At 49.1% G+C, this 24,546-nt stretch carries 24 protein-coding genes; 2 read left to right on the top strand and 22 right to left on the bottom strand.

Annotated features, from left to right (window positions below; translation table 11 throughout):
• Nucleotides 1-515: 515 nt before the first annotated feature.
• From ACKTSF_RS01260 to ACKTSF_RS01190, 15 genes are all read right to left on the bottom strand, one after another.
• Nucleotides 516-1,241 carry a DivIVA domain-containing protein gene (locus tag ACKTSF_RS01260; protein ID WP_407885877.1) on the bottom strand — a complete coding sequence of 242 codons (726 nt, stop codon included), beginning with the start codon at nucleotides 1,239-1,241 and terminating at the stop codon, nucleotides 516-518.
• A gap of 16 nt (nucleotides 1,242-1,257) precedes the next feature.
• Nucleotides 1,258-2,037, bottom strand: coding sequence for a YlmH family RNA-binding protein (locus ACKTSF_RS01255; RefSeq protein WP_407885875.1), 780 nt, complete (start codon nucleotides 2,035-2,037; stop codon nucleotides 1,258-1,260).
• Between the two features lie 23 nt (nucleotides 2,038-2,060).
• The gene (locus ACKTSF_RS01250; protein WP_020088809.1) at nucleotides 2,061-2,342 is read right to left on the bottom strand and encodes a YggT family protein; all 282 of its coding nucleotides are present in this window, start codon (nucleotides 2,340-2,342) and stop codon (nucleotides 2,061-2,063) included.
• Between the two features lie 12 nt (nucleotides 2,343-2,354).
• The gene (locus ACKTSF_RS01245) at nucleotides 2,355-2,789 is read right to left on the bottom strand and encodes a cell division protein SepF (RefSeq protein ID WP_407885872.1); all 435 of its coding nucleotides are present in this window, start codon (nucleotides 2,787-2,789) and stop codon (nucleotides 2,355-2,357) included.
• A gap of 43 nt (nucleotides 2,790-2,832) precedes the next feature.
• Nucleotides 2,833-4,104, bottom strand: coding sequence for a cell division protein FtsZ (gene ftsZ / locus ACKTSF_RS01240; protein WP_407885870.1), 1,272 nt, complete (start codon nucleotides 4,102-4,104; stop codon nucleotides 2,833-2,835).
• A gap of 23 nt (nucleotides 4,105-4,127) precedes the next feature.
• A complete protein-coding gene (gene ftsA / locus ACKTSF_RS01235; protein ID WP_407885869.1) occupies nucleotides 4,128-5,459 on the bottom strand; it encodes a cell division protein FtsA in 1,332 nt (443 codons plus the stop codon).
• A 141-nt stretch (nucleotides 5,460-5,600) separates the two neighbouring features.
• Nucleotides 5,601-6,458 carry a cell division protein FtsQ/DivIB gene (locus ACKTSF_RS01230; protein WP_407885867.1) on the bottom strand — a complete coding sequence of 286 codons (858 nt, stop codon included), beginning with the start codon at nucleotides 6,456-6,458 and terminating at the stop codon, nucleotides 5,601-5,603.
• A 33-nt stretch (nucleotides 6,459-6,491) separates the two neighbouring features.
• A complete protein-coding gene (murG, locus tag ACKTSF_RS01225) occupies nucleotides 6,492-7,586 on the bottom strand; it encodes an undecaprenyldiphospho-muramoylpentapeptide beta-N-acetylglucosaminyltransferase (protein WP_407885865.1) in 1,095 nt (364 codons plus the stop codon).
• Nucleotides 7,587-8,966: a UDP-N-acetylmuramoyl-L-alanine--D-glutamate ligase gene (gene murD, locus ACKTSF_RS01220; protein ID WP_407885863.1), complete on the bottom strand. Its 1,380-nt coding sequence runs from the start codon at nucleotides 8,964-8,966 to the stop codon at nucleotides 7,587-7,589.
• A gap of 531 nt (nucleotides 8,967-9,497) precedes the next feature.
• On the bottom strand, nucleotides 9,498-10,469 hold the full coding sequence (gene mraY / locus ACKTSF_RS01215; RefSeq protein ID WP_407885861.1) for a phospho-N-acetylmuramoyl-pentapeptide-transferase: 972 nt from the start codon (nucleotides 10,467-10,469) through the stop codon (nucleotides 9,498-9,500).
• Between the two features lie 21 nt (nucleotides 10,470-10,490).
• Entirely contained in the window at nucleotides 10,491-12,650 is a 2,160-nt protein-coding gene (locus tag ACKTSF_RS01210; protein WP_407885859.1) for a penicillin-binding transpeptidase domain-containing protein, read from the bottom strand.
• A complete protein-coding gene (gene ftsL, locus ACKTSF_RS01205; RefSeq protein WP_407885857.1) occupies nucleotides 12,650-13,051 on the bottom strand; it encodes a cell division protein FtsL in 402 nt (133 codons plus the stop codon). The genes ACKTSF_RS01210 and ftsL overlap by 1 nt, the downstream gene beginning before the upstream one ends.
• A 42-nt stretch (nucleotides 13,052-13,093) precedes the next feature.
• Nucleotides 13,094-14,038, bottom strand: coding sequence for a 16S rRNA (cytosine(1402)-N(4))-methyltransferase RsmH (gene rsmH / locus ACKTSF_RS01200; protein ID WP_407885855.1), 945 nt, complete (start codon nucleotides 14,036-14,038; stop codon nucleotides 13,094-13,096).
• 20 nt (nucleotides 14,039-14,058) lie between these two features.
• Nucleotides 14,059-14,490, bottom strand: coding sequence for a division/cell wall cluster transcriptional repressor MraZ (gene mraZ, locus ACKTSF_RS01195; RefSeq protein WP_020088820.1), 432 nt, complete (start codon nucleotides 14,488-14,490; stop codon nucleotides 14,059-14,061).
• A gap of 200 nt (nucleotides 14,491-14,690) precedes the next feature.
• Complete coding sequence (locus ACKTSF_RS01190; protein ID WP_407885853.1) at nucleotides 14,691-15,044, bottom strand: DUF3397 family protein; 354 nt, start codon at nucleotides 15,042-15,044, stop codon at nucleotides 14,691-14,693.
• A gap of 170 nt (nucleotides 15,045-15,214) precedes the next feature.
• On the opposite strand from ACKTSF_RS01190, the gene ACKTSF_RS01185 reads away from it, so the two are divergent.
• Entirely contained in the window at nucleotides 15,215-15,331 is a 117-nt protein-coding gene (locus ACKTSF_RS01185; RefSeq protein ID WP_020088822.1) for a DUF4044 domain-containing protein, read from the top strand.
• 232 nt (nucleotides 15,332-15,563) lie between these two features.
• On the opposite strand, the gene ACKTSF_RS01180 is transcribed toward ACKTSF_RS01185, so the two are convergent.
• From ACKTSF_RS01180 to ACKTSF_RS01160, 5 genes are all read right to left on the bottom strand, one after another.
• Nucleotides 15,564-15,926 (bottom strand): hypothetical protein, encoded by a 363-nt coding sequence (locus ACKTSF_RS01180; protein WP_407885851.1) that lies wholly within the window; start codon nucleotides 15,924-15,926, stop codon nucleotides 15,564-15,566.
• A 140-nt stretch (nucleotides 15,927-16,066) separates the two neighbouring features.
• On the bottom strand, nucleotides 16,067-18,415 hold the full coding sequence (locus tag ACKTSF_RS01175) for a DNA translocase FtsK (protein WP_407885849.1): 2,349 nt from the start codon (nucleotides 18,413-18,415) through the stop codon (nucleotides 16,067-16,069).
• A gap of 27 nt (nucleotides 18,416-18,442) precedes the next feature.
• On the bottom strand, nucleotides 18,443-18,955 hold the full coding sequence (locus ACKTSF_RS01170; RefSeq protein ID WP_407885847.1) for a tRNA (cytidine(34)-2'-O)-methyltransferase: 513 nt from the start codon (nucleotides 18,953-18,955) through the stop codon (nucleotides 18,443-18,445).
• A gap of 307 nt (nucleotides 18,956-19,262) precedes the next feature.
• Entirely contained in the window at nucleotides 19,263-20,114 is an 852-nt protein-coding gene (locus ACKTSF_RS01165; RefSeq protein WP_407885845.1) for a methyltransferase domain-containing protein, read from the bottom strand.
• Nucleotides 20,101-21,291: an AI-2E family transporter gene (locus tag ACKTSF_RS01160; RefSeq protein ID WP_407885843.1), complete on the bottom strand. Its 1,191-nt coding sequence runs from the start codon at nucleotides 21,289-21,291 to the stop codon at nucleotides 20,101-20,103. The genes ACKTSF_RS01165 and ACKTSF_RS01160 overlap by 14 nt, the downstream gene beginning before the upstream one ends.
• 89 nt (nucleotides 21,292-21,380) lie before the next feature.
• Here ACKTSF_RS01160 and ACKTSF_RS01155 point away from each other — a divergent pair, with 89 nt between their 5' ends.
• Nucleotides 21,381-22,007 carry a copper homeostasis protein CutC gene (locus ACKTSF_RS01155; protein ID WP_407885841.1) on the top strand — a complete coding sequence of 209 codons (627 nt, stop codon included), beginning with the start codon at nucleotides 21,381-21,383 and terminating at the stop codon, nucleotides 22,005-22,007.
• A gap of 151 nt (nucleotides 22,008-22,158) precedes the next feature.
• On the opposite strand, the gene ACKTSF_RS01150 is transcribed toward ACKTSF_RS01155, so the two are convergent.
• Nucleotides 22,159-22,989 (bottom strand): CatB-related O-acetyltransferase, encoded by an 831-nt coding sequence (locus ACKTSF_RS01150; protein ID WP_407885839.1) that lies wholly within the window; start codon nucleotides 22,987-22,989, stop codon nucleotides 22,159-22,161.
• 45 nt (nucleotides 22,990-23,034) lie between these two features.
• Nucleotides 23,035-24,537: a glycosyltransferase gene (locus ACKTSF_RS01145; protein ID WP_407885837.1), complete on the bottom strand. Its 1,503-nt coding sequence runs from the start codon at nucleotides 24,535-24,537 to the stop codon at nucleotides 23,035-23,037.
• Between the last annotated feature and the right edge of the window lie 9 nt (nucleotides 24,538-24,546).

Raw genomic sequence — 24,546 nt, 5'->3', positions numbered from 1 at the left:
GGGGCCGCTCTCATGCAACGTAGCCGAAACGTGCTCCACAAGGTAGGTCCCTGCGCTTAACCCCATTAAACCCAAAAGCCAGGTCCGGGCTTTTGAGCCCTATGGCTATATCTGCTTGGGGCCGCTCTCATGCAACATAGCTGAAACGTGCTCCACAAGGCAGGTCCCTGCGCTTAACCCCATTAAACTCAAAAGCCAGGCCCGGGCTTTTGAATTTAATGACGTTAATGCTCAGGACCTAACCGCCTTGTTCCGCACTCTTATACTCTTCTTCACACAAAAAACGACCCGTCGCAAGGGACGAAGTCGTTCGTGGTACCACCCAAATTCAGAAGGCGGTGGTCACCGCCTTCCCTCAAGGCACCGTATCGGGGCGCTTCCGCCGTTGCTTACTGTTCGTTCAGCCACGGGACTTGGAGAATGATACCAGCTAAAAGAGTAGACGTTAGCCTTTCACCATCGCTAACTCGCTTGTGTCGTCTTTTTAGTTGACTGATTTCTCTGTCATTTCATATTTATTGATTGTCTTGGTCAAAATGCGGCTGATCGTTGTCTGGGAAAATCACAACGGTTTCGCCATTATCCTCATTCGAATCCGTCACCGGGGCTTCTTGAACCGGGGCATCGTCTGCCACGGCAGTCTCACCACTTGGTTGGGATGTGTTTGAGTTTACGCCTTGCGTAGTATTGTTGTCAAGCCGGTCGCCAACGACCTTCTTGATTTCTTCGTAGCTGGACATGGACCCTTCCTTTAACAGGCTATCCCAGTCATTGGACTTAACCACTTCCAACTGACTTTCCAGCATGACTTGCAGACGTTGACGGAAGACTCGGGTGCTCTTCTTCAAGTCATCAGTCTCCACGGCCAACTTCTTGGCACGCTTCGAAGCTTCGTCCATGATCTGATTGCCCTTGTTTGTGGCCTCAGAAACAATATCGGAACTCTGCTTTTGTGCTTCTCTGATGATGATTTCAGATTCCTTTTGAGAATTAGCCTTAACTTTATCCGCAGCTTCTTGCGCAACCAAAATGGATTGGTTTAAAGAGTCCTTCAAGTCGTTAAAGTACTTGAGCTTCCCGTTCGCTGCATCTAATTGTTCTTCTAATTCCTTATTGTGATTCAACGTGATTTGATAATCCTTGATAACTTGATCCAAGAAATCATTGACCTCATCAACGTTGTAACCGCGCATCTTCGTACCAAACTCTTTATTATGAATGTCTAATGGACTTAGTACCATTGTGTTCCCTCCGCATCTATTTCTTCAACACCGCTAGGGTGACCCGAATTTTTTCCTTTTTCGTACGGCCGGCAATCTCGTCTAACCGTACCCGACCGAACCCTCGGACTGACACAATGTCAGCCACGTCGAGCTCGTAATCCGGCTTGATGGTTTCCGTCCAGTTGACCCGAACGTGATTGCCTTCAATCAGTTCCTTCGCGCGGTGCCGGGATAAATGGAAACCGGTCCCCACGATGTTGTCTAACCGCAATGATGATAAGGTCGCAGATTCCGTTTCCCACTCGTCTAGCGGTTGAATCAACGCGGCAAAGTCGCTGACTACTAACCGGGATTTGACCCGACCGATGTGATCGACCTGCCCCGTCAAGTAATCGGCCATTGACGACTCCGTCACGACCTGCCACGTTTCGCCATCGGTCAGGATATCACCCAAGATCTCGCGTTCGATACCCGAACCCAATAACGTCCCCAGAATCTGACTGTGATGTAACGTCGCAAATTTTACCGGATAATCCACCCGTAATAGGGTCAACTCGAAGTCTTTCTCTTCGGGCTCGTAATAGTCCGGGAAGAACAGTGCACGCTGCATCTCAGCCATCTTATGACCGCCGCCAAACTGAACCTTCACGTCGGCGCGGTGCGCTAATGTGGTGGCAATATAGACTTGCCGTGGGTTCAAGAAATGCGTGAGGACGGGGCGGTACTCGTCCGCCACCTGTTGGAGCCAACCACCGACAGCATCGATGAACGGTGCTTCATCCGGCCGAAAATGTTGTGTGACGTTCTCATCCATGTCTCAAGCCTCCCCTCGACTCGTCAAACGAGTAAACTCAGTACAATGTATTGCAGGTACTGCAAACCGTATTGAACCAGTGATAGGACGATGATGGCCACGACTGGACCAAATCCTAATGGTCCAACCGAAATGAAATTAAAGTAACTTAGAAATGGCTCGACCAGCCGGCCAATGAATTGACCCAATTTCGACTGGTAAGCCCCAGGCAACCAACTCATCAGGGCGTACACCACGATCAACATGATGTAGGCACTCACGACCCAGCCTAAAACCTGGAAAATCAAATTCACAATCGTTAACAAGGCGTCGCTCCTTTACTTCGTAAACTGCGTTCCTAGATTTGCTGCGACGTCGCCGCTAACTTCAAAGTTATGCGGAGTGCACAGAAAAATCTGTTCACCAATCCGCTTGATCTCGCCACCCACAGCAAATGCGGTCCCATTGAGGAAATCCACGATGCGTTGGGCTTGTGGCTCATCGACCCGTGCAAAGTTCACGATAACGGCATCGCCGCTCGTGAGTTGCTTCGCAATCGACTTCGCATCAGAGTAGATTCGGGGCTCACAAATTGCAATGTGACTGGCGTTAGGTTTTGTATTACGCATGGCAACCACCTTTCGACTATCGACCGGCCGATTAGGGGTAGCTGGCGTTGGTTTCGCTACCGGGGCTGATTCGGGTTCCTGATAGTCTTCGTCATAATCATCGTTTACACCGAAAAATCTGCTTAGACTAAACTTTTCCGCCATGGTTGGCCACTCCTCTCATAACGACTCCTACCTGGGACGCCCTTTACTTGCGGCGACGCTTGAAGAACGGTGGCGTGTCCTCGCCCTTATTGCTATCATCAGCCGGTGCGCTCTCATTGTTCGAGCTAGGGTTGAAGATGTTAAAGTCTGGCTTGTCGACCCCGGCAAATTCATCATGGGACGAATTTGCTTGTGGTTCTGGCCGGTGGGCAGGTTCGCGGATGTCCCAGTTACCAAATGGATCCTGGTCTGCTTCATTCTTACTTGCTTGGTTATTTTGTGAGTCAGTATTACTACCTTGTTGGTTGGCTTCACGCCGAGCAACCCGACTGTGTTGGGCGGCTTCGCGTTCTTCCTTCTTCTTATCGATCCCAGTAGCAATCACTGTGACCCGAACTTCATCGCCGAGTTCTTCGTCGATGGACGTCCCAAAGATGATGTTAACGTCGCTGGTAGCAGCGTCAGACACGATTTGGGAAGCAGCCTGGGCTTCAAACAAGGACAGGTCTGGTCCACCGGTAATGTTCAACAGAACTTGTTCGGCACCATCGATTGAAACTTCTAATAATGGTGAGGAGATCGCCTTCTTGGTGGCATCTTCCGTCCGGTTCTCACCGTTAGCGGAACCGATCCCCATCAAGGCAGCCCCCTGATCCTTCATGACCGTCTTCACGTCAGCGAAGTCCAAGTTCACATAGCCAGGACTCGTGATCAAGTCAGAGATTCCTTGAACCCCTTGACGTAACACGTTATCGGCCTCTTGGAAGGCTTCCATCATTGGCGTCTTCTTGTCCACAATTTCTAACAAGCGGTTGTTGGCGATGACAATGAGCGTATCAACGCTTTCCTTCATGGCCGCAACACCTTCAGCGGCGAAACGACCGCGCCGTGGGCCTTCAAAACTAAATGGCCGGGTCACAACACCCACCGTCAAAGCACCGCCATCCTTAGCGATTTTAGCCACGATTGGCGCAGCACCGTTCCCGGTACCCCCGCCCATCCCGGCGGTAACGAAGACCATGTCGGCACCGTCCAAGGCTTCCGTGATCTGTTCTTCGCTTTCTTCGGCAGCTTTGGCCCCAATTTCAGGGTTTGCACCGGCACCAAGACCCTTGGTCAATTTCGGGCCAAGTTGAATCTTGGTTTCAGCTTTAGAAGCTTCCAAGGCCTGAACATCGGTGTTGGCAACGATAAATTCGACACCCTTAACATCTTCGGCGATCATCCGGTTGACGGCGTTGTTACCCCCGCCTCCAACACCGATGACTTTGATATTCGCGCCGTGATTTTGCGCTGAATCTAGTGAGTATTCCATATTTGTATTTCCTCCATCTCGCATTAGTCGAAGAAGTCGCTAAAGAACTTCCGGAACCCATCAGTTCGCTTTTTCTTTTCTTTTGGTTGTTTGGCCTTTGGACTTTGACTTGACTGTGCCGGAGCATTGCTGGTAGCTTCTTGGGCGGCCTCTCTGGAACGAATCTCGTCAGTCTCATCGGCTAATTGGGTGGAGCCAGTCAACGCACTCTTGATGAGCAGATCAATCTCGCTTAATCCCCCAAAGTATTTCACTAAAGCTAATGCCAACGTGAATGATGGGTGCCGAAGCCCCATCTGATCAGGCACATAAACCCGAACGTTGGTTCCAAATTCATCCGTAGCCAAGTCAGTGATGCCTGGCAGCGCAGCTACGCCACCAGTCAACACGATACCCCCCGGTAACTCTAAGGCTTGGACTTTATCTAGGTTAGACCGTAGACGTTTAAAAATTTGGTCGAGTCTAGCTTCAATAATCTCAGCTAAGTATTTTTCCGAAATTGGTGTTGGTTGGCTTTGACCAACCACATCAACAGGGAACTCATCCTCGTCGCTGGCTTGCGTTGCATCAGCGTAACCATAATCGCGCTTGAGTTTTTCCGCGCTATCCAGGGAAGTATTCAACACCACCGAGATATCCTTAGTGATGAATTGCCCGCCTTCCTGGTCGACATCAATGTATTTTAATTGGTGGTCGTGAATGACAGCCGCCGTGGCTTGACCGCCACCGAGATCAATCAAAATGGTCCCAAAATCTTGTTCACCATCGTTCATGACCATCATACCTTGCGCCATTGGGTTGATAACTGTCCCACGCAGGTTAAGGCCGGCTTGTTCCACAGCTTTGCGGGTGTTGTGCATAATCGTCTTGGGGCCGGTAAACAACGTCCCGTGAATTTCGAGACGAACCCCAACCATCCCCCGAGGATCCTTGATCCCGTCAAAACCATCGACCACAAATTCGTCAGTTAAGATGTCAACGACTTCGCGTTCAGGTGGTAAGCTCTGTATCAACGCGGCGCTAGCAACCGTCCGGACGTCACGCCCTGTGATTTCACGAGATTGGTCGTCAATGGCGATCATCCCACTACATGGTTCAATCTTTAACATATTTGCAGGAATTCCCACAATTACATCGTGAATTTCGATACTGGCCTTCTCTTCGGCTTGTCGAACGGCGCGCTGAATTGCTTCAGCTGCCTTGTCAATGTCCACGATGACTCCGCGGCTGACACCATTCGAACGTTCATTTCCCACACCAATAACGTTCATTTGCCCTTTAACATTCTCAGCAACAATGACTTTTATTGAGGTGGTTCCTATATCGAGACCAACGTACATCCCTGAATTATCCATAGAAAAAGGAACCTCCTAAGTTAATCTAATATCAACACTGCATGAATTCGCTTTTTCCCCTAATTATTTTTCAGTTTACCACATTTACTAGGGGTTGAAAAAGCCTAATTGACGCTTTTTCGCCGTTGCAATCAAAATGAATTATTTTGTAAAGGGGTATGAGTACGCCCCAACCTCCAGATTGACCACACCTTTTTGCTTCATTTTCGCTGCTATTCCCGGGTAATACGCCATTTTCTGGGCGAAAGTTGGGATACTAGCGTAGACCTCGTTACCATCATTCATGAACAAATGAACCCGGTTCGGATTGTCCTTATTCGGCGCATCATGAATTTCACTGATACTTCGTTTAATTTCCGAATCGAGCTTCGCATATTGCAAGATCATCCGATGAAGGGTCTTAGCATTCTTGAAATTGCCGTAAACCGGCGTCCCACTTTTAGGTTGAGTTACCGACTGTTCACTAACAATACCATTTTCTAAGACTTCAGAGTAACGATTTTGCTTCATAACATACCCGGCCGTGGCGTACTCGGTTACGTGGACTGTTGCCCGATTGGGCCGCTGGAAATGAATGGTGACTTGTTTGAGACGCGAATTTCGCTGGGGAGCTTGCCGTTCGAATTGCTTGGTGTGCCCCCACAGCTTAAAGATTGAATCTCCCGGTTGAATCTGCACCGCGTGTTGCACCCGTTGGGCAGTCAATACATTGGCTCCAGTGACCGTCACCGTTTTAAAATGACTCAGTGGTGAGATCAGGTAAACCATGGCAACAATCACAACCGTAAAGCTGGTCAACAGTAACGTTAACCGGCGGACCAACTTCCGGTTCCGTTGATGCTTCAATCGTGGTAGTTTATCCCCGATGCGTTTAGCCTGATGAACCCACTTGGGCGCCTTAGCCTGCTTACGCTGAGCCGCCGCCTTACGCTGGTAGCTTTCCCAGGGAGTCAACGTTTCTTGTTGCTTCTTATCGTTGCGGTTCAAACGAAACTTCACAACCGCACACCTCCCACTTGCTGGATTAGCGTGCTAGTCACGCTTGAGAGAAAGAACGACATCCAGGACCCGATCTGCAGCATCTGGCACACCCAATTGTTTAGCAGCCACTGCCATATCTTGCCGTAGAGCGTCATCTGTCATCAATTGATCGGCCTTCGCGACCAGAGTATCCCCGTCCAAGTCGGCTTCCTTGATGATTTCGGCGGCACCCACATTGGCCAAAGACTGTGCATTCTTGGTCTGATGGTCGGCAGTCACATACGGACTGGGAATCAGAATAGATGGGATCCCATCGGCCGTGATTTCCGCAATGCTCGTTGCCCCCGCCCGGCCGACAATTGCAGCAACTTTGGGCAGAACCTCCGGCATATTGGAAATGTACGGTTTAACCACAACGTTGTCACCGATGGTCGTCGACTTAAGCTGTTCCATCACGCCATCATAGCGCTTCTGACCCGTAACGAAGACCACTTGATAATCTCGTTGGTTGAAAGCCGGAATCGCAGAAACTGTGGCCGCATTGATCTTTAAGGCCCCTTGGGACCCCCCGAAGATCAGTAACGTTGGCACGTCATCTTTTAAATTGTATTCTTGCCAACTAAAGTTGCTGACGACTTCAGCGGCTTCCTGCGCCCGTGGGTTCCCCGTCTTCACCATTTTGCTGGCGGGTAATTGATCCAGCGCAGCGTCAAAGACGTAGGCGATACGGTCCACGTACCGGCTCAAGAACCGGTTGGTGATTCCGACCACACTGTTCTGTTCATGAATCATCGTGGGCACATGTAGCCGACTGGCGGCGTACACCACCGCTCCAGAAACGTAGCCCCCGGTACCGACTACGACATCCGGTTTAAATTCCTTGATCATCTGCTTAGTCTCGTGGACACTCTTCAAGAACAAGTAGAGCGTCTTAAAGTTTTCCAGGGACAAAGAACGCTTGAAGCCTTGAATTTTCGTTGATTTGAAGGGAATGCCCTTGGCTGGAACAATGGTGCTTTCCAATCCCCGTTCGGACCCCACGTAGAGAACTTCGGCGTCAGGATCGCGCTTTTTTAAAGCTTTGATAAGGGCTAGTGCCGGATAGATATGTCCACCGGTACCACCACCCGATACGATTAGTCGCATTTATTTTTCCTCCTGCTTACCCGTGAGCGCTTCAACGGCCTTGATGAAGCGGTCGCCACGAACCTCAAAGTTCGGGTATTGATCCCAGCTGGCATTGGCCGGCGACAAGAGAATGATGTCACCAGGATCGCTCAGCTGGTAAGCCACTGGCACGCCAGCTTCGGCATTCTCAACGAATTTGATGGTCTTAATACCAGCCTGTTTCGCCGCATCTTCAAGCAGTTTGGCCGTTTGACCGAAGAGCACGATAGCTTTCACATGTTCTTTAAAGGCAGGTACCATCTTTTCAAAGGTATACCCCCGATCCAGACCACCAGCTAGCAAGACAACGGGGTCCTTGAAGCCCTTCAAGGCCATCTCGGTTGCTTCCATATCCGTTGCTTTGGAATCGTTGTAGTATTGACGACCCTCAGCTTCCAGCACGTACTGGGTTCGGTGCCGTACACCACCAAAGGTCTTCAGCACGCTGACAATAGCCGCCGTACTGACCCCTTTGATCTTGGCCACAGCAATCGCAGCCAAAGCATTTTCTATGTTGTGATCGCCAGGGACCTTAACGTCAGTGGCAGCCATAATCTTTTCACCACGGAAGTAGAGGATACCCTCGGCCTCATAAGCGCCCTCCTGCGAGTTATCTGCCCGGGAGAATGGCACGACCTTGGCGGCGGATTGTTTACTCAACTCGCGCCACTCTGGATTATCAAAGTTGACCACGAAGTAGTCGTCCGCCGTTTGATTGGCGGTAATCTTCATCTTGGCTGCGACGTAGTTAGCCCGCGTCTTGTGGTAGTCTAAGTGATTGGAGAAAATATTGGTCAAGACCGCGATGTGGGGGTGAAATTCGGTCGTCCCCACCAGCATGAAGCTAGAGACTTCCAAAACCAACGTGTCATCAGCTGTGACCTCTTGCGCGACCTTGCTGGCTGGAACGCCGATGTTTCCGGCATAGACGGCATGGCCCGCTTGACGATCGTGATCCAACATTTTTTGAATCATCGTGGTGGTCGTGGTCTTCCCATTGCTGCCAGTGACAGCGACCAATTCGGCCTCAGCGACTTCTCCGGTCAATTCCATTTCTGAAATAATCGGTAACTTTAAGTCCAGTGCCCGCTTCACAACTGGCACATCGTACGGTATTCCAGGATTTTTTACGATCAAATCGTACCCGGCATCTAGCAGATCCGGCGTTTGTTCACCTAGGATCACGTTAAAACCAGCCGCTTTAAGTTCCTGCGCATTCTGATTTTCTGCCAGTGGTTGCACATCACTGATGGTGACCGTAGCCCCCAAACGTTTTAATAATTTTGCTGCATTGGTTCCACTCTTGGCTAATCCCAAAACGAGAACCTGTTTCCCTGCATATGTCGTGATCTGCTTCATAACACCGTTCGCTCTCCATTCATTTTTAGTGTTGCTTATTTTGATATCGTTTAACTCAGGCGGATTGTCACTTGCGGCTGTATCTCTAATCCCCTCCAACTAGGCTTTAACCTAGTAAATTTTCATCCGGAGACCTTTGCTGCAGGACAATGTGTCGCCATTCCAACTAGCAATCTTATCGGGATACCTATAAATGATGAGTACCCCAAATTTAGCACTACCTCTATTTTATCAGGTTCACTGACTTATCTCACTAAATCTACCAAAATCTACAAGAAATCTTCGATATTCAGTGTTTTTTAGGGTCAACGTTCACCAATAACCGATAGTCGGCAGTTTCTTCTCTGTGAAGGGCCCCTAAATGGACTGTTGCGCCTGTTTCGAGAAACTCATGGCCAATTGCCACTGTCCCCACCAAGGAGCTGTGACGAGCCTAATATAGGGGGCGTGCGGCCATCCCGCAAAACTGACAGTGAACGAAAAAGGGCTAGCTTGGCCCTAACGAGCAAGCTAGCCCATTAGTCGTAGTCATTACTTAGCTAAGATGGCCCAGACACCCGTCAACGCGGTAACTAAGCCTATTCCCCAGAATGTCAGATCAATCTTCCATTCACTCCAACCCTTCATTTCGAAGTGATGGTGAATTGGACTCATCAGGAAAATTCGCTTACCCGTTAACTTGAATGAGGCAACTTGCAACATAACACTCGCCGTCTCAATCACAAAAATCAAACCAATCCACAGTAGGGATAGTTCGTGATGCAACAGAATCGAAACTGCTGCTAAGGCCCCACCAAGGGCTAACGAACCGGTATCACCCATAAAAATCTTGGCTGGCTTGTGATTAAAGATGAGAAAACCGAGAAGACTGCCGACTATGGCAAAACAAAAGATAGCAATGTTAATCTGAAATTGTTGGTAGGCCACAATCCCGTAAGCAGCAAAGGCAATGCTAGCCAACCCACTGACCAGGCCATCCAACCCATCCGTTAGGTTCACGGCGTTGGAGAAACCCACCAACCAAATAATAATGAAGATGGCATACCAACCACTCATGTGCCAGTCGCCAAAGCCCGGGAGATGCAGGGCCATAGGCAACCGTTCGTGAGTATAGACCCAGAATAAGATCAGTGCCCCCACGATTTGGCCGAGCAATTTTTGCCACGCCTTGAGCCCTTCATTTTGACGATGGAATAGCTTAATACTGTCATCCCAAGCACCTAGTGCCCCGTAAAGGACCAGGATAAAGAGCAAGATCCAGGTCGTAGACAAGACGTGGTGTGGGGCCAATGACCAACTGGTAACCAGGGTCATCACGACGATCGCGATAATGTATAGCAAGCCACCCATCGTTGGTGTTCCTGACTTTTTCTCATGCCAGGTTGGTCCCTCTTCACGAATCATCTGCCCCTCATGTCGGGCTCGGAAGTACCGAATCAGTGACGGCATGAACGCCACGGTAATTATAAATCCACCCAGCAAGGGCACTACTACATTCATCATTCTCTTTCTCAATCCTCATTCTTATTTATTTTGTTTCAAAGTCACCGTTAACGTTGCGCCAGAAGCCACGGTAGTTCCCGCTTTAATGCTCTGCTTCGTCACGTAGCCATCCCCGGTAACATTAAGCTTCAATCCTTCAATCTGAGCTAATTTTACCACATCACCCTTTGACCAGCCTGTCAAACTTGGCAAAGCCACGGTACCACTCGTATTCAGGAAGACCCGCTGATTTTTGTACAACGTAGTTCCCGCCGAAACGGATTGCTTCGTGACCTTGTTCCCATTTCCAAGTAGCGTGACTGTCGCACCGGCCTTGGTCAGTGCACTGGTTGCTACCGTCACGGTGCGACCGGCAACCAGTGGCATCTTGGATTCCTTGGTCGTCTTGGCCTCGGTATCCTCTTGTAAGGCCCGTGCCATGACCGGCTTCATGATAGAAGCCAACAATTGTGTTGCAGTCTTACTGCCCAAATGGGGCTGCTTCATGGTGATGTACATCACGTATTTGGGATTGCTTGCAGGAACCATGGCTGCCACGGAATAGAGATAGTTATCATCGCCTGACAAGTACCCCTTCCCATTGCTGACCTGAGCGGTACCGGTCTTAACAGCGACCCGTTCCCCGCTCATCTTATAGTCACTCCCAATACCATAACTCTTATAGACGACATCTTCCATATGTTTCCGAACAGTTTTCGCCGTTTCAGCAGAAATGGGGTTCCCCACGACTGTTGGCGAATACTTTTTGACGGTCTTGTTCGTATTGGGATCCGTTACCTTACTGATCACATACGGCTTCATCATCTTACCATTATTGCTGACTGCGGTCAGACCTTGAAGCATCTGGAAGACGGTGACCTGAATCCCTTGACCAAACGCAGTATCGGCCTGCTCGATTGGCCGTTGAAAGGCAATACTCCCATTCATTTCGCCGGGTAGCCCGGAGTTGGTACTCTTCAGAAAGTGGAAGCGATTGATGTATTTCTTCCAAGTCTTGGCTCCCATTTGTTGCTCTAGATGAGCCATAGCGACGTTACTGGAGAGAGCAAATCCCTTGTTGTAGGTAATTGTCCCCCAACCAGCGGTATTCCAGTCAGGAACAGTCTGATTACCAATGGCGTATTTCCCGGATTGATAGGTAGCGTTCCCATTGTAATGACCACTATCAATGGATGAGGCCAACGTGAAGACCTTCATCGTTGATCCAGGCTCGTACGCATCCTGAACCAATGTATCCCGCCAGATATCACCCAGCCCCTGCTTCGTGCTGGCATTAAATGTCGGCCGTTGCGTAGCAGCCAGAATGGCCCCAGTCTTAGCATTCATCAGTACGGCATTCATCGAATTGGCCTTGACCTGGTTCTGAACGCTGCTCATTTCAGTTTCTAGCAGCGTCTGTAGGCGAGTATCCAGAGTGGTATACACGTTATCCCCATTCTTAGCTTTCTTGGACTTCTGCTTAGTCCCAGGTAGCTGGTAACCGTACATATCTTTTTTGATTTTCTGTGACCCATTTGTCCCCGTCAATTGCTTATTGAAAGCCTGCTCGATTCCCATTGATCCTGTCAGTGTCGTCTGACCCTTGCTGTTGGTCTTCGACTGTGCTAGGCCAACGAGATGGGAAGCAAACGTTCCATTAGGGTAGAGTCGCGATTCCTGTTGGATGAAGTTGACGCCACTCAGATGTTCATTTTGAATCTTTTGCTTAGTGGTCAGTGAAATATTCTGACCTGCCGTCCCAAATTCCACTTGAAATGGATTCCCGGAGCTGGGATTCAGGATTTTCAAAGCTTTACTCCGACTGATTGGTAAATACTTTGCCAAAACGGTCGCAATTTTTTCCTTGTTAGTGGCATACAGTTTCTGTCCATCCACACTCTTTTGCCGTTTATCCAGAACGACATAAAGGGAATACACACTGGTATCCTCGGCAATCGCCTGACCGTTGGCATCGTAGATTGTCCCCCTCTTGGCCTTGAGGGTTTCGTTCGCCGTATAGAGCTTCTGTGCCGAAGCACTCAGGTTAACGTTTTGGACCTTCTTGCCAATGGAGATATACGAAAAGCGACCAACGATGAGTATAAATACAGCAATGAAAAGGAAAAACAGAAACTGGCCAACGTACTTCCGGTTCCTGCGGGGTTGCTTATTCATCATTTGTCGCTTATTTGGGTCTTTCATTATTCGTTTACATTCCTTATGCGGTCATTTTGAAGAGATAGACCTTGCTTTTTGGCAATTTTATCAAGTCGGCTCCGACTCTGCAACTCATTTATTTGCTGTTGCTTGTTGGTATTGCGATTGGTATAGGTCGTCACAGCATTGTTAACACTTTGCAATTCATGCTGGGCGTTGCTCATCGAGATCTTGGCAGAAACGACACAGACCATAAGCACGGCTAAAACAAGGCCGCACACGGTCATCAAACATTTTTCAAATTTCGAAACCGGTAACTTCTGGCTATTTGGATTGCCTTGCGGTTGAACCTGAGGCTGCGCCTGGCGTTGCGGTTGCTCTATGTTTGGGCGTTGTTGGGGTTCCGGTGTTAGGGGAACAGCTTCAGCTAGATTATTTTGCGCCATAATTGATCATCATCCTATGTCAATATTTAGTGATTGCTTTAACTATTTAACTTTTTCTAAAATTCGTAGTTTAGCACTGTGCGCGCGATGGTTCGCGTCCAATTCTTCCTCGGAAGGCGTGATTGGTTTGCGATTGACCAGCTTATAGTTGGGTTGCAAATTATCAGGGATTACCGGAATACCGTGGGGGAGTTCTGGTAATGAAGAATTTTCACGAAACATGGTTTTAACAAGTCGATCTTCCAGTGACTGGAAGGTAATGACGCTGACCCGTCCATTCAGGGCCAACAAGCCGATCGCCTGTTCCAGGGAATCCTCAAGGGCCCCCAGTTCATCATTAACGGCGATTCGAATCGCCTGAAAGACCTTCTTAGCGGGATGCCCGCCGTGCCGACGAGCGGCTGCGGGAATTCCTTCCTTGATGATTTCAACCAATTGACCGGTCGTATCGATAGGCGCGGTGGCCCGGTGACGCTCAATAGCTCTGGCGATTGGCTTAGCAAATTTTTCTTCGCCGTAGCGATGGAAGATCCGCATCAAGTCGTTGAATTCCCATTCGTTGACCACGATCCACGCAGTCAACTTTGCACTCTGATCCATCCGCATGTCCAGCGGGGCATCGTGCTGGTAACTGAACCCACGATCGGCCTCGTCAAATTGTGGCGAAGAAACACCGAGGTCGTAAAGAATCCCATCGACCTCGGTAATATTCCGGGCGTTCAGTTCCTCTTTAATCTGGCGGAAGTTACTCTTGATAAAGGTCAACTTCCCGGCTTCAACGTACTGCTTTAAATGTTCTTGATTGTAAGTAATGGCTGTCTGATCTTGGTCAAATGCGTAGAGATGACCCGTCGTTAACTGCTCCAGAATGTGTTGGCTATGTCCGCCACCACCGAGAGTGCAGTCAACGTAGGTGCCCGTTGGCTTGATGGCTAACCCCGCCACTGCTTCATTTAGCAAAACCGTTACATGATGAAAGTCTTCCATGAACACTCTCCCTTCCCGAGTTACATCCCAAAGTCGATTAAATTTTCGGCAATATCGTCGAAATCTTCTTCGGCGGCGGTGGAGAACTTATCCCACCGTTCTTGACTCCAAATTTCAAAGCGATTGGCCACGCCGACGATGACACATTGTTTAGACAACGCGGCGTGATCCTGTAAGGACTTCGGCAAGTTGATCCGCCCTTGCTTATCCAACTCACACTCCGTCGCAGCGGAGTAAAAGAATCGAACGAAGGCCCGAGCGTCCTTACGGTTAACTGGCAAGGCTTTCAATTTTTCTTGCAGTGCTGCCCACTCGGACATTGGGTAGCCGAATAAACAACCATCCATGCCCCGGGTCACCACAAATTGTTCACCAAGCTGCTCCCGAAATTTCGCGGGGATAATGAGTCGGCCCTTGGTATCGATTGAATGTTCAAATTCGCCCATGAACATGGCCATTACCCCCTATTTGTAACTATTGTCAAGTTTACCACATGCCCCCACTTTCTACCACAACGTTTCCGAATTTTTATAAATTTCCCCACAAAGCTTAAAAAAGCCGCGGCGAACATCTGTTCACCGCGGCTGAAAGCCCTTCATATTTCACCAAAAAACTGGTTCCATAATCAGAATTATTAATATTTATGCATTAACTAACTAATTACAAGTAAAAAGCATACAATGAACCCCAGCAGCCAATACAGGTCGGTCAGGCGCCAAAAGGTTTTAAAAAAGCTACTGTATAGGATTTCGTGGTTCCGAATCGCTTGCATCACCGCAACCAAGATACCCACAGCCATCCATCCGATGACCAGCCAGGGCATGATGACGCCTGAGCCGGCGGGGATCAGGTTCAGAGCGCCCAGTAAGAAGAGCGGTGCCATCAGATCCCAGGTGCTGAGTCCCGTTGGCCAACGCTTCCGCAACAAGGTCTTTACACCCCGAATTAACAAGAATCCAATCGCCAGAATCGCGAGTTGGCCCCCCGGCGACGTCCAAAACTTCATTTTACTTCCCCCCACTGCTAGTCTTCGTTATATTATAGAGATTTCAGCGACCACATGCAATTCGGATTTGTAACAACTCCTTGACAAGTTGGCTGTAGCTGTTGCAATTCGAGCGCCACCACGGTAAACTAGTTGAGTAAAATGGGACGTAAAGAGGTGGCTATTCACGTATGGAAAAGAAAAAGAAATCAACATTTCAAAAGATTCTCAACGTTTTTGTTTGGATCATGATTATCGCAACGATTGGGTCACTTGTTTTCGGTGCCATTACCGCATTCATGAACTAATTAATGCTACGAGGCATCCTGCACAGTAAAAATACTGTGACAGGATGCCTTTTTATTTTTGCATAATATCCACATTGCGTGGTTGAAATGACAACGTGTCACAGTCCGTCAGAAATAACCGAAAAGTCGGTTATTTCTGCTTGTGATTATGTCAACTAAATGAATTAACTTAATTGCTTTAATTTTATGGAAGTCTGTCTGCTACCAGACAGGCTTCCATAAAAGTTGTCCCTCACCGACAATCAGCCAACGCAGCTAACTGCTGTGTAACGACCTGTTGATTAGGCGTTGGCGCTTCAACCGCCGTCAATAATCGCTCCCCAATCGCCACGATTGGCTCACCTAGCTCATCCGTCAGTAAGGATGAATAGAGTCTCAAGAGTGTTTGTAGACTATTAAAGTCCGACTTCCACTGAATGTCACGCTCTGGATTGGCCATCAGGTCAAGCGTTAACCGCCGAATATTTTGATTAACACGTTGACGAGTTGCCCGCTTACGCTTCTTTTCTTGAACGACTGGTAGAAAGAGAGCCACCACAACGGCTAGTATTTCGCTAACGCCCTCAAACCAGTCGGACCAGGTTCCCAATTCCATAGCAAAAGCCTCCCCCATTTAGTTAACACGATACGCGCGTTAACGAAACCGACCAATAATTGTGTCGGCTGGGAGGAGACTTGGTTAGGTAACTTGTTTTTAATTCAACCATCAGTGGCGCCTGTCAGCACTACTGACTACTAATCCGATGAATCTGGTTGGTCAGCTGAACTGTCAGGTTGTTTGTAGACCTGCCGCGGTTTACTTCCCTCCTGGGGACCAATATAACCGCGTTGTTCGAGATCATCCATGATCCGTGCTGCCCGGTTGTAGCCGATACGGAAACGCCGCTGTAACAGTGACGTGCTGGCCTTCTGCTGATCGACCACGAATTTTAAGGCGTCGTCGAAGAGATCGTCATCACTATCGCCAGCGTCTTCCTGTTGCATCTCCTCGTCCGTAACCATCATGTCTTCATCATAATCCGCTGTCTGTTGCTGCTTGATGAACTCGACCACGTTAGACACATCCTCATCAGGAATGAATGCCCCCTGAATCCGGACTGGTGAATTGGCATCAACTGGTTGATAGAGCATGTCTCCTCGGCCAAGCAACTTTTCTGCACCGTTAGTATCGAGGATCGTCCGCGAATCGATTCCGCTGGATACAGCAAAAGCAATTCGTGATGGTACGTTGGCCTTGATCAGACCGGTAATAACGTCAACCGAAGGCCGTTGCGTTGCCAGAATCATGTGCACCCCGGCGGCCCGACCCATTTGTGCCAACCGGATGATAGCATCTTCTACTTCACTGGAAACGGTCATCATCAAATCAGCCAATTCATCGACGACGACCACAATATATGGCAAGGTTGACCGTGCCTGATCATCCTCGGCATTCGCCTTCTGAACAAAAGCATTGTAGCTCGAAATTTTCCGCTGCCCAAACTGTGAAAAGAGTTCGTAGCGCCGTTCCATTTCGGCTACGACCTTATGCAGGGCACGCGCCGCCTTCTTCGGTTCGGAAACCACCGGTGTCAGCAAATGGGGAATTCCGTTGTACACGCTGAGTTCAACCTTCTTGGGATCAATCAGCATCAGCTTAACTTGGTCTGGCCGCGCGTTCATTAAAATACTGGTAATGATCCCGTTGATGGCCACGGACTTCCCACTCCCAGTTGCCCCAGCAATCAAAAGATGGGGCATCTTGGTGAGGTCCATGCTGACGACCTGACCGGTGACGTTACGACCTAGTGGTACCTGTAACGGCTTATTTGGGTGGGCCGGCTGACCTTCGACCACGTCCCTGAAGGCCACTGTTGAGACTTCTTTGTTGGGGACTTCGATCCCAATGAGAGATTTCCCTGGAATGGGTGCTTGAATCCGAATACCCTTGGCCGCCAATGCGAGCGCTAGGTCGTCCGCCAAATTAACGATGCGGGAAACCTTGACCCCAATAGCTGGGTGCAATTCGTACTCGGTCACAGACGGCCCCAGGCTGACGTTCTTCACCTCGGCGTCAACGCCAAAACTATCCAGTGTCTGTTTCAAAATCTTAGTATTAGCATCGATTGCATTGACCTCATCCGTCTGGTCAGTCGGTGGCACCTGCTTCAAAAGGTCTGCCGTTGGCAACTGATAGTTAGGATCAACCGGCGTGCTGTTGACCAGACTAGCTTCGGTATCATCGGCGTCAGCCGTATCAGACGGCGTCACATCGGTCGGTGTCTTAGGTTGTTCGTTTGCCACCGTAATGTGATAACTGGGTTCCGGTTCGGCCGGTTTAGCCTCAGCACGGGGTGTTGGCAGGTCTTTGGCGTCTGGATCGGTTGGTGTCGTAACGACTGGCTTGACCGGCTTAGGCGTTGCTCGTTTTTCACGTTGTTGTTGCACCTTTTCGTTGCCCCGCTTCAAGGCATCACTGCTGGCCTGAACACCGTGATGCAATGTCTGCCAAATGGTTTGAAGCCAGCGTTGAATATCGGCAAAGGGAATCTGGAAGAAGACGATGACCCCACCAACCATGATCAGCCAGGAGGCAACCTGTGCCCCAACTAGGGCAATCAACCAAGCCACAATGCTCAGCTCAAAGGCCCCGATGGCCCCACCACCGAGTTGCGAGGTCAAGCCGCCACTCCACAGGTCAGCCAGGCCGGCTTGCCAAGTAGTTGCAAAGAATTGACTGTGTTGATCGACCTCAATAAAGTGACTAGCTGTGATCCAGAGTAGCCAGCCGCCGTAGATTAACCCGCCGCCGACCCAATAATGGTGTTTTAAGTGCGGTAGGACGCCTGTAACAGTCAGTGCCGCACCGAAAGCCCCAATCAGGACTAATCCGAACTGATAGGTATCCCCAATAAACAGGCGAATTAAGTTGGCCCACAGTGTACCCAGCAAACCCAAATTAAAGAGCCCCAATGCTGCTAACGCCAGTAAAACCAGCCCGATCACGTTACTTGTGTATGGAAAAGGCTGCTTTTTCGTTGTCCGCCGCTTGGTCGGCTTACGTTTAGTTGGCCGACGTCGTGACGTCTTTCGTTTCGTAGCCAAGAAGCGGCCCCCTTTCGTGTTTCAAAATTATTTCAGTTTATCATGTGGATACTTGTGTACGCGTTCCAGTTTTGGAAATTGCTGTTGCCGCAGAACTTCGTAAATTACGATTGCGGCCGAATTTGATAAGTTTAAAGCCCGAATATGGGTATCATCTTGTGGGATTCGAATACATTTCTCAGCATTCTTTCGCATGAAAGGTTCTGGTAACCCAGTCGTTTCCTTACCAAATAAGAAGTAATGATCATTATCGTTCAGACTGTAATCGGGTTCGGTATAGTCCTGATCGGCAAATTTTGACACTAAGTATAATTGCGTTGGATCCGGGATTGTGGCCAAAAATTCTGGTAAGTTCTCGTGATATCGCACATCAACTTTATCCCAATAATCCAGACCGGCCCGTTTCAAATGGGCATCATCCACTGAGAATCCCAAGGGCTTGATCAAATCTAAAATCGTATCGGTCCCAGCACACGTCCGGGCAATATTTCCCGTATTGGCGGGAAATAGTGGTTCAAATAAGGCAATATGGTTAGTCATACTCTCTCTCCGTTCTGTCTGTCAAACATTCGTTCTGTCCCATCATTATAGCCATTCTGGTAGGCTTTTGACAAGGGCTCAAATTCGGCTTTGCCGGTGACTTCAGCGACACTGTTTTTTACCTTTAGCGCAGAAAAAAAGCAGTTCCTCGGTGTGGGCACGGCGAGGGGCTGCTTTAGTGAAGTGCTACTTGTCAGTCGCTAACAACGTATGCTGATATCGACCGCCAAACGATTTCTCACTGGTAAATATAACACCGCACTGTCAGGTTCGCAAGCCTTTTGCGTAAGATTCTTTAACGTTTTACTTAATTCACTTGTGTACTTAACAAAGTCACGTCGACCGTGATGTGGGCGAAGGGGTCGGCCTTGACCTGTGCCAATTGCGCCTCGTCAGCCCCCCAATGCATTGGCGTCATCAACATGAGATCAGCGAATAAGTCGGCCGGAACCGGCACTTGGTAACGGATCCGCTGAGCCGTTGCCTCTGGATAATGTTGCTTGAACAACCCCAAGACATTTCCATTATCGTAAGTAGCATGGGCACTCCCGGCTGGAAAAATAGCTTGCCGCAATTCTATCAGATAATCCGCATTGGGAATCACCTTTAACAAGCGACCGCCAGGCGCTATCACCCGGTTGAACTCTTTATAAGCCGATGGCGAGAAGAGGTCCAACACCGTGGTGAAAGCGCCATCGCTAAACGGCATTTGTGCCAAGTCGGCTACACAGAAGAAAGCGGGCCCACCCAGTTGGGTAGCTAAATTAATGCCGGGTTTAGAAAGGTCGAAGCCAATTGCCGTATCGCGATTATCGCGAAGTTGTAGCACATCGGCTAACGGTGTCCCCTCACCACATCCCACGTCCAGAATCGTCTGAGGACTGGCTGGCATTTGTGCAGCGAACTCGGCCGTGATACCGGCAAAGAGTCCAGCTTGTAGCATGCGTCGCCGGGCGGCTAACATGGCATTGTCATATTCGCTCTCGACAGCACGCTGCATAAAGTACAGTGTCCCCTTCTTCGAGAGGTCAACGTTGTGCCCATGTGGGCAGACCAAGCTGTGCCCCTCAACGTGGTCGTATGGTGCCAGGCACACGGGACAGCGAAATAAGTTTACATGAGTCGTTAGGAACGCGGCTGCTTCATCAATCTTTTTCATCAGGTGTCGTCTCTCCTTGTTCAATCACGGGCGCCGGCTCCTCTTCATCGTAGCCACCCACAAATTGGCGGTACCACTGGAAGCTCTCGGTCGCGATGACGCGAATCACGGCGTATCCGGGAATCCCCAGAATCACACCGAGGACGCCAAAGGCTTTCCCGGAAATCAGTAAAATAAAAATAATCGTTAACGGATGGATCTTAAGTGAGCTCCCCAGGACAAGGGGCGAAATGAACCGGCCTTCCAGCGTTTGTTCAACAATAAAGACGATCAGGACCTTCACCAACATCCACGGAGACACAAAGGCAGCAACTACTACGGCAGGTACCATAGCTAGGAAAGATCCCAGGTAAGGCACCAGGTTCAGCACCCCCGCAACAATTCCCAGCAATAAGGCAAAGCGCAACCCAACAATTAAGAAACCAACGTAGAACAACATTGCGACGATAAATGCCACGATCAATTGTCCTCGCACGTAATTACTGACCTGTCGATTCATTTCCACCAATAGATGTTTAGCCGACTGCCGATGCTTGATTGGTAGAACCTTGGCCAAGTAATCTGGTAACTGGTGTCCATCTCGTAGCAAATAAAACAGGATGAATGGCGCGGTGATCACGCCCACAGCAATTGAGACGACCCGACTGACGATACCCCCAACTGAACTGACCGTACTCTGTGCTAAGCCGGAAACGGCTGCTGAAGAGCTGTCGGACAGCTGCTGATTGAATTGGTCCAATTGTGCCTTTAAGCCACTCAGCCGGTCATCCTGGAGCCACGTAGAGACCATACTGGTAGCATCCCGCCAGTAATGTGGCCACTCGGCAATCAAAGTCGTCAATTGCCGTTGCACCATTGGAATCAGACTACCGATCCCCCAGACCAACAGTAAGGCAATGATGACGAAGAGCCCCAGTGTCGACCAGGTTCGGCCAACGCGATGTCTTTCCAACCGGTCAACCAGTGGATTTAGTAAATAATAGCCCACCCCAGCAATAATAATCGGTAAACCGACAATCTGCCAGACCAAAACGAATGGTGTGGCAAGCCATGGGACTTTACTTAAGACTAGTAAAATGAGTAAAATAAGAAGCGTAATTGTTAGTATCGACACTAAGCGATTATTCACGACCCAGTTCCAGAACCAGGAGCGTGTTTTATGCGTATCTGATTTCAATAACTTCACTCCCGTTAATAGAGTGCGTTCATTGTACCATACCGTTAGTGCCATTGACGAATTTCTAATTTGAGAAAGGATTGACGATTTTGCTGTTAGTTGAACCGTTACTAGAGAATTATCCGCAACTACCCGCTGCTGTTGAGGCTGGCGCCAAACGTGTCGCCCTAGCCGACAATTTGGCGGTCGGTGGTACCACCATTAGTAAGGGCGTCATGGGCGAAGCCGTCCGCTACGCCCACGAACATCAAGTCACCTTAGATGTTGTGATTGCCCCTCGTGGTGGCCACAGCCCTTACGATGACGTTGAGCTGAAAATGATGGAGGCCGATCTACTTGAAGCCCAGCAATTGGGTGTGGATGGTGTCGTTTTCGGTGCCCTCGACCTTCACCACCATCTCGATCAGGAGGCGCTACGTCCCTTGATTGCAGCCGCTGGTGGCATGACCATGACCTTTAGCACTGCTTTCGACCAGATCCGTCCGCAAGACCGTGGGACCGCCGTGGATTGGTTAGCCACCCAAGGCTTCGAGCATATTCTGAGCACTGGTCTCGCCAATGAAGAGCGCTTGGAAGACTGGACGATGACCAAGCGACTGACAGATTCCGTGGGCATTACCCTGGTTCCTGCTGGTGTCACTGCCAATGAAATCAAGGACATAGCCGATCAGTTGGGATCCAATCTCTTCTATGGTAAGAAAGTTCTAGCACTCTAAGGACATCAGATAATCAACCAGCTTTAAGACGCAAAAAGGGGAACGACGATTGCCGCTCCCCTTTTTTGCTATCGTTAACTTCTATAATTGGCAATCTACCCCGAATAGATCTAGTCTCCGTGCTGGCTTCTTTGCCAATGACCACACCTTGTCACTTTTGAAAATCAGCTAACCTCACTGGTTTTGGCACAAATGGCTGTAACTGATCAGTCTCACGTAATACCCGTACTTTAGCCAGAAAGGTTGCAACATCATCATCTGCTTGAACCGTCCCAAACTGGTCAAAATCATACTGCCACCACTTGAGCGCTAATAATTTTTGAATCGTAGCAAAATCAAATCGATATTTCACCACACGCGCGGGGTTTCCTGCCACCACAGCATACGGTGGGACATCCTTTGTCACTAGCGCATTCGCTGCAATCACAGCACCATCGTTAACCGTTATTCCTGTTGAAGAAAAGGTCACATCTTGGCCGATCCAAACATCATTGCCAATCACAACTGGCTGATCGAGTGGTTGAGATTCTGCGACGCCAGTGAAACTAGCAATCTGGTCTGATCGGTATCGCAAATAAGCATTAACCGCGGCACTCCCACCTTCATAAGTCACGATAGATGTCGAAAAACGATCCATAGGATGATTTGCTCCCATTCGACTGACACCAGTGGCAATCGACGAATACCGCCCAACAATCGTGTTAACGGGTAGTTCGCTGCGTGAATAGCTGAATGCCCCCATGGGATACAAGCGATTCCCCACTGGAAATGTTGCAAAGGGTTCAATAACCACATTACGACTAACCTCTAAAAATGTGCCCAAGGAGAATCGCACTTGCTCTGACTTTAAGTGGCTCAAGATGTGCCGTTCCCGTAACATAGCAGCCACTGCTGGTGTGACCTGAATAACCTTTCGTTTGTGGCTCTCTTGATAAGCTAAACCGGTCTGAAAAAAAGTAATTCCCCTAATTTCCACAGCCATTATTAGTCCCCCCAACGCCATATTAACCGATTTTGCCAAGCGATCCTAACCTTGAATTGCTGACAATAAAGACCGCCACTTCGCAATTGTTGCCGTTTCCGTGTACTCTTTTGCCGTAAGTAAGCTATTCTTCATATAGGTCTTCTGCATCTTTGTATCCTTCAAATAAGTCCGAACCTTCCAATACAGGATGTCTTGATTATCCCGCTCTACGAGATTTCCGTTGACACCATCCGTAATCATTTCGGTTGGTCCATACCGGATATCATAACTAATAACTGGAACGCCAAAACTCAAAGCCTCCAACGTCGTCAGTGAGAATCCCTCTTCATTACTGGTCACCATTTCCAAGGAGGCTTGCGCATACGCCGTCGAAAGATCCGTCACGAATCCATGGAAGAAGACGTGTTTCGTCAAATTATGATCCGTCACATAATCTCTTAATTGTTTTTCTTCAGTAGGTCCGCCAAAACCAAATAAATGGAGTTCGACATCGGGAAATTCATCGACTAGCCGGTCAACTACCTGAATCTGGTGCAGCACCTGTTTTTCCGGTGAGAAGCGTGCGACCCCAATGATTCGGTGGGGCTGCTTTTTACGCAGGCTAACTTTATTCGCTTGAACGTACCCCACTGGAATCACGTCGATCGGTGGCAAGTTATCAAATCTGGCTAATAAATCTTGCTTTTGTAAGGTAGTCGAGACCACGAACCGATCGAATTTTTCCGGCTGTGATAACGGCACCCGATAGGAACTCTTCAGTTTGGAACCCACGACATCGCTCTGATCACGGGCGTGCGTGCTGTGGAAGACCGCGCACACCTTGACGTTAGCAGCGGTGTTCGCCATCGCCTGCCCGATGTACCCGTTCTTATCGCAGAAATAGACATCGCCATCTTCATATAACGTATTGAAAAAGAAGGTCTGTAGCTCCTCCTCCGTGTCAAAGAACCAGTCGCGCTGCTGAAAATTTTTTAAGATGATACGCTTCAAGACCATCTTTCCGTCAACCTCACGATATGTTCGCTCAATTTTGACCTGACCGTCACGATTGTAAAAAATCTCCGCCTGTACCCGCTGCTGTTCCTTTAAGAATTTCGTCTGGCTCAGAAAACCACGTGAATCATAGAGGTCCCGTTTAACTTTCTGGTGATCACTATCGAAATAGTTCACGTAGTCGGGGTGCCGATAGTCCTTATCGTTGAAGTGAACGTATGCCACGTAGCGATCCTGCTCATCGAAAAGCTTAACATCTGGGGCAATGTCCACAAACTCTAAGCGAAAATGACAGGTTGTTTCCCAATACTCGACCCAGTCCTTGACCGGCACGACTTGATCATCTGTTGCTTCTTGGAAGTAGTCATAAAGCGTGAAGCATTGACCATCTAAACCAAATTTAGCCGCATTCGCATGAATCTTAGGATTGTACTTCGTGTAAATACAGCGTGCAGGCCACCCTGCATCCGCAAACAACTTGATCCGGTTGACCTGAGCCTTCTCAATACCGGTTAGTTTGGCATTCAAATACGCTCCCACAAAGTAATTCATCCTACTACC

The organism is Levilactobacillus muriae (assembly GCF_045862015.1).
GTDB lineage: Bacteria > Bacillota > Bacilli > Lactobacillales > Lactobacillaceae > Levilactobacillus > Levilactobacillus muriae.
The sequence above is the reverse complement of the archived record's forward strand: the minus strand, read 5'-3'. Positions and strand labels throughout refer to the sequence as shown.

Coding starts and splice junctions, on each gene's coding strand:
- ACKTSF_RS01260 (WP_407885877.1), bottom strand. CDS start 1,241: ATGGTACTAAGTCCATTAGACATTCATAATAAAGAGTTTGGTACGAAG.
- ACKTSF_RS01255 (WP_407885875.1), bottom strand. CDS start 2,037: ATGGATGAGAACGTCACACAACATTTTCGGCCGGATGAAGCACCGTTC.
- ACKTSF_RS01245 (WP_407885872.1), bottom strand. CDS start 2,789: ATGGCGGAAAAGTTTAGTCTAAGCAGATTTTTCGGTGTAAACGATGAT.
- ftsZ (WP_407885870.1), bottom strand. CDS start 4,104: ATGGAATACTCACTAGATTCAGCGCAAAATCACGGCGCGAATATCAAA.
- ftsA (WP_407885869.1), bottom strand. CDS start 5,459: ATGGATAATTCAGGGATGTACGTTGGTCTCGATATAGGAACCACCTCA.
- murG (WP_407885865.1), bottom strand. CDS start 7,586: ATGCGACTAATCGTATCGGGTGGTGGTACCGGTGGACATATCTATCCG.
- murD (WP_407885863.1), bottom strand. CDS start 8,966: ATGAAGCAGATCACGACATATGCAGGGAAACAGGTTCTCGTTTTGGGA.
- mraY (WP_407885861.1), bottom strand. CDS start 10,469: ATGATGAATGTAGTAGTGCCCTTGCTGGGTGGATTTATAATTACCGTG.
- ACKTSF_RS01210 (WP_407885859.1), bottom strand. CDS start 12,650: ATGAAAGACCCAAATAAGCGACAAATGATGAATAAGCAACCCCGCAGG.
- ftsL (WP_407885857.1), bottom strand. CDS start 13,051: ATGGCGCAAAATAATCTAGCTGAAGCTGTTCCCCTAACACCGGAACCC.
- rsmH (WP_407885855.1), bottom strand. CDS start 14,038: ATGGAAGACTTTCATCATGTAACGGTTTTGCTAAATGAAGCAGTGGCG.
- mraZ (WP_020088820.1), bottom strand. CDS start 14,490: ATGTTCATGGGCGAATTTGAACATTCAATCGATACCAAGGGCCGACTC.
- ACKTSF_RS01190 (WP_407885853.1), bottom strand. CDS start 15,044: ATGAAGTTTTGGACGTCGCCGGGGGGCCAACTCGCGATTCTGGCGATT.
- ACKTSF_RS01185 (WP_020088822.1), top strand. CDS start 15,215: ATGGAAAAGAAAAAGAAATCAACATTTCAAAAGATTCTCAACGTTTTT.
- ACKTSF_RS01180 (WP_407885851.1), bottom strand. CDS start 15,926: ATGGAATTGGGAACCTGGTCCGACTGGTTTGAGGGCGTTAGCGAAATA.
- ACKTSF_RS01170 (WP_407885847.1), bottom strand. CDS start 18,955: ATGACTAACCATATTGCCTTATTTGAACCACTATTTCCCGCCAATACG.
- ACKTSF_RS01165 (WP_407885845.1), bottom strand. CDS start 20,114: ATGAAAAAGATTGATGAAGCAGCCGCGTTCCTAACGACTCATGTAAAC.
- ACKTSF_RS01150 (WP_407885839.1), bottom strand. CDS start 22,989: ATGGCTGTGGAAATTAGGGGAATTACTTTTTTTCAGACCGGTTTAGCT.
- ACKTSF_RS01145 (WP_407885837.1), bottom strand. CDS start 24,537: ATGAATTACTTTGTGGGAGCGTATTTGAATGCCAAACTAACCGGTATT.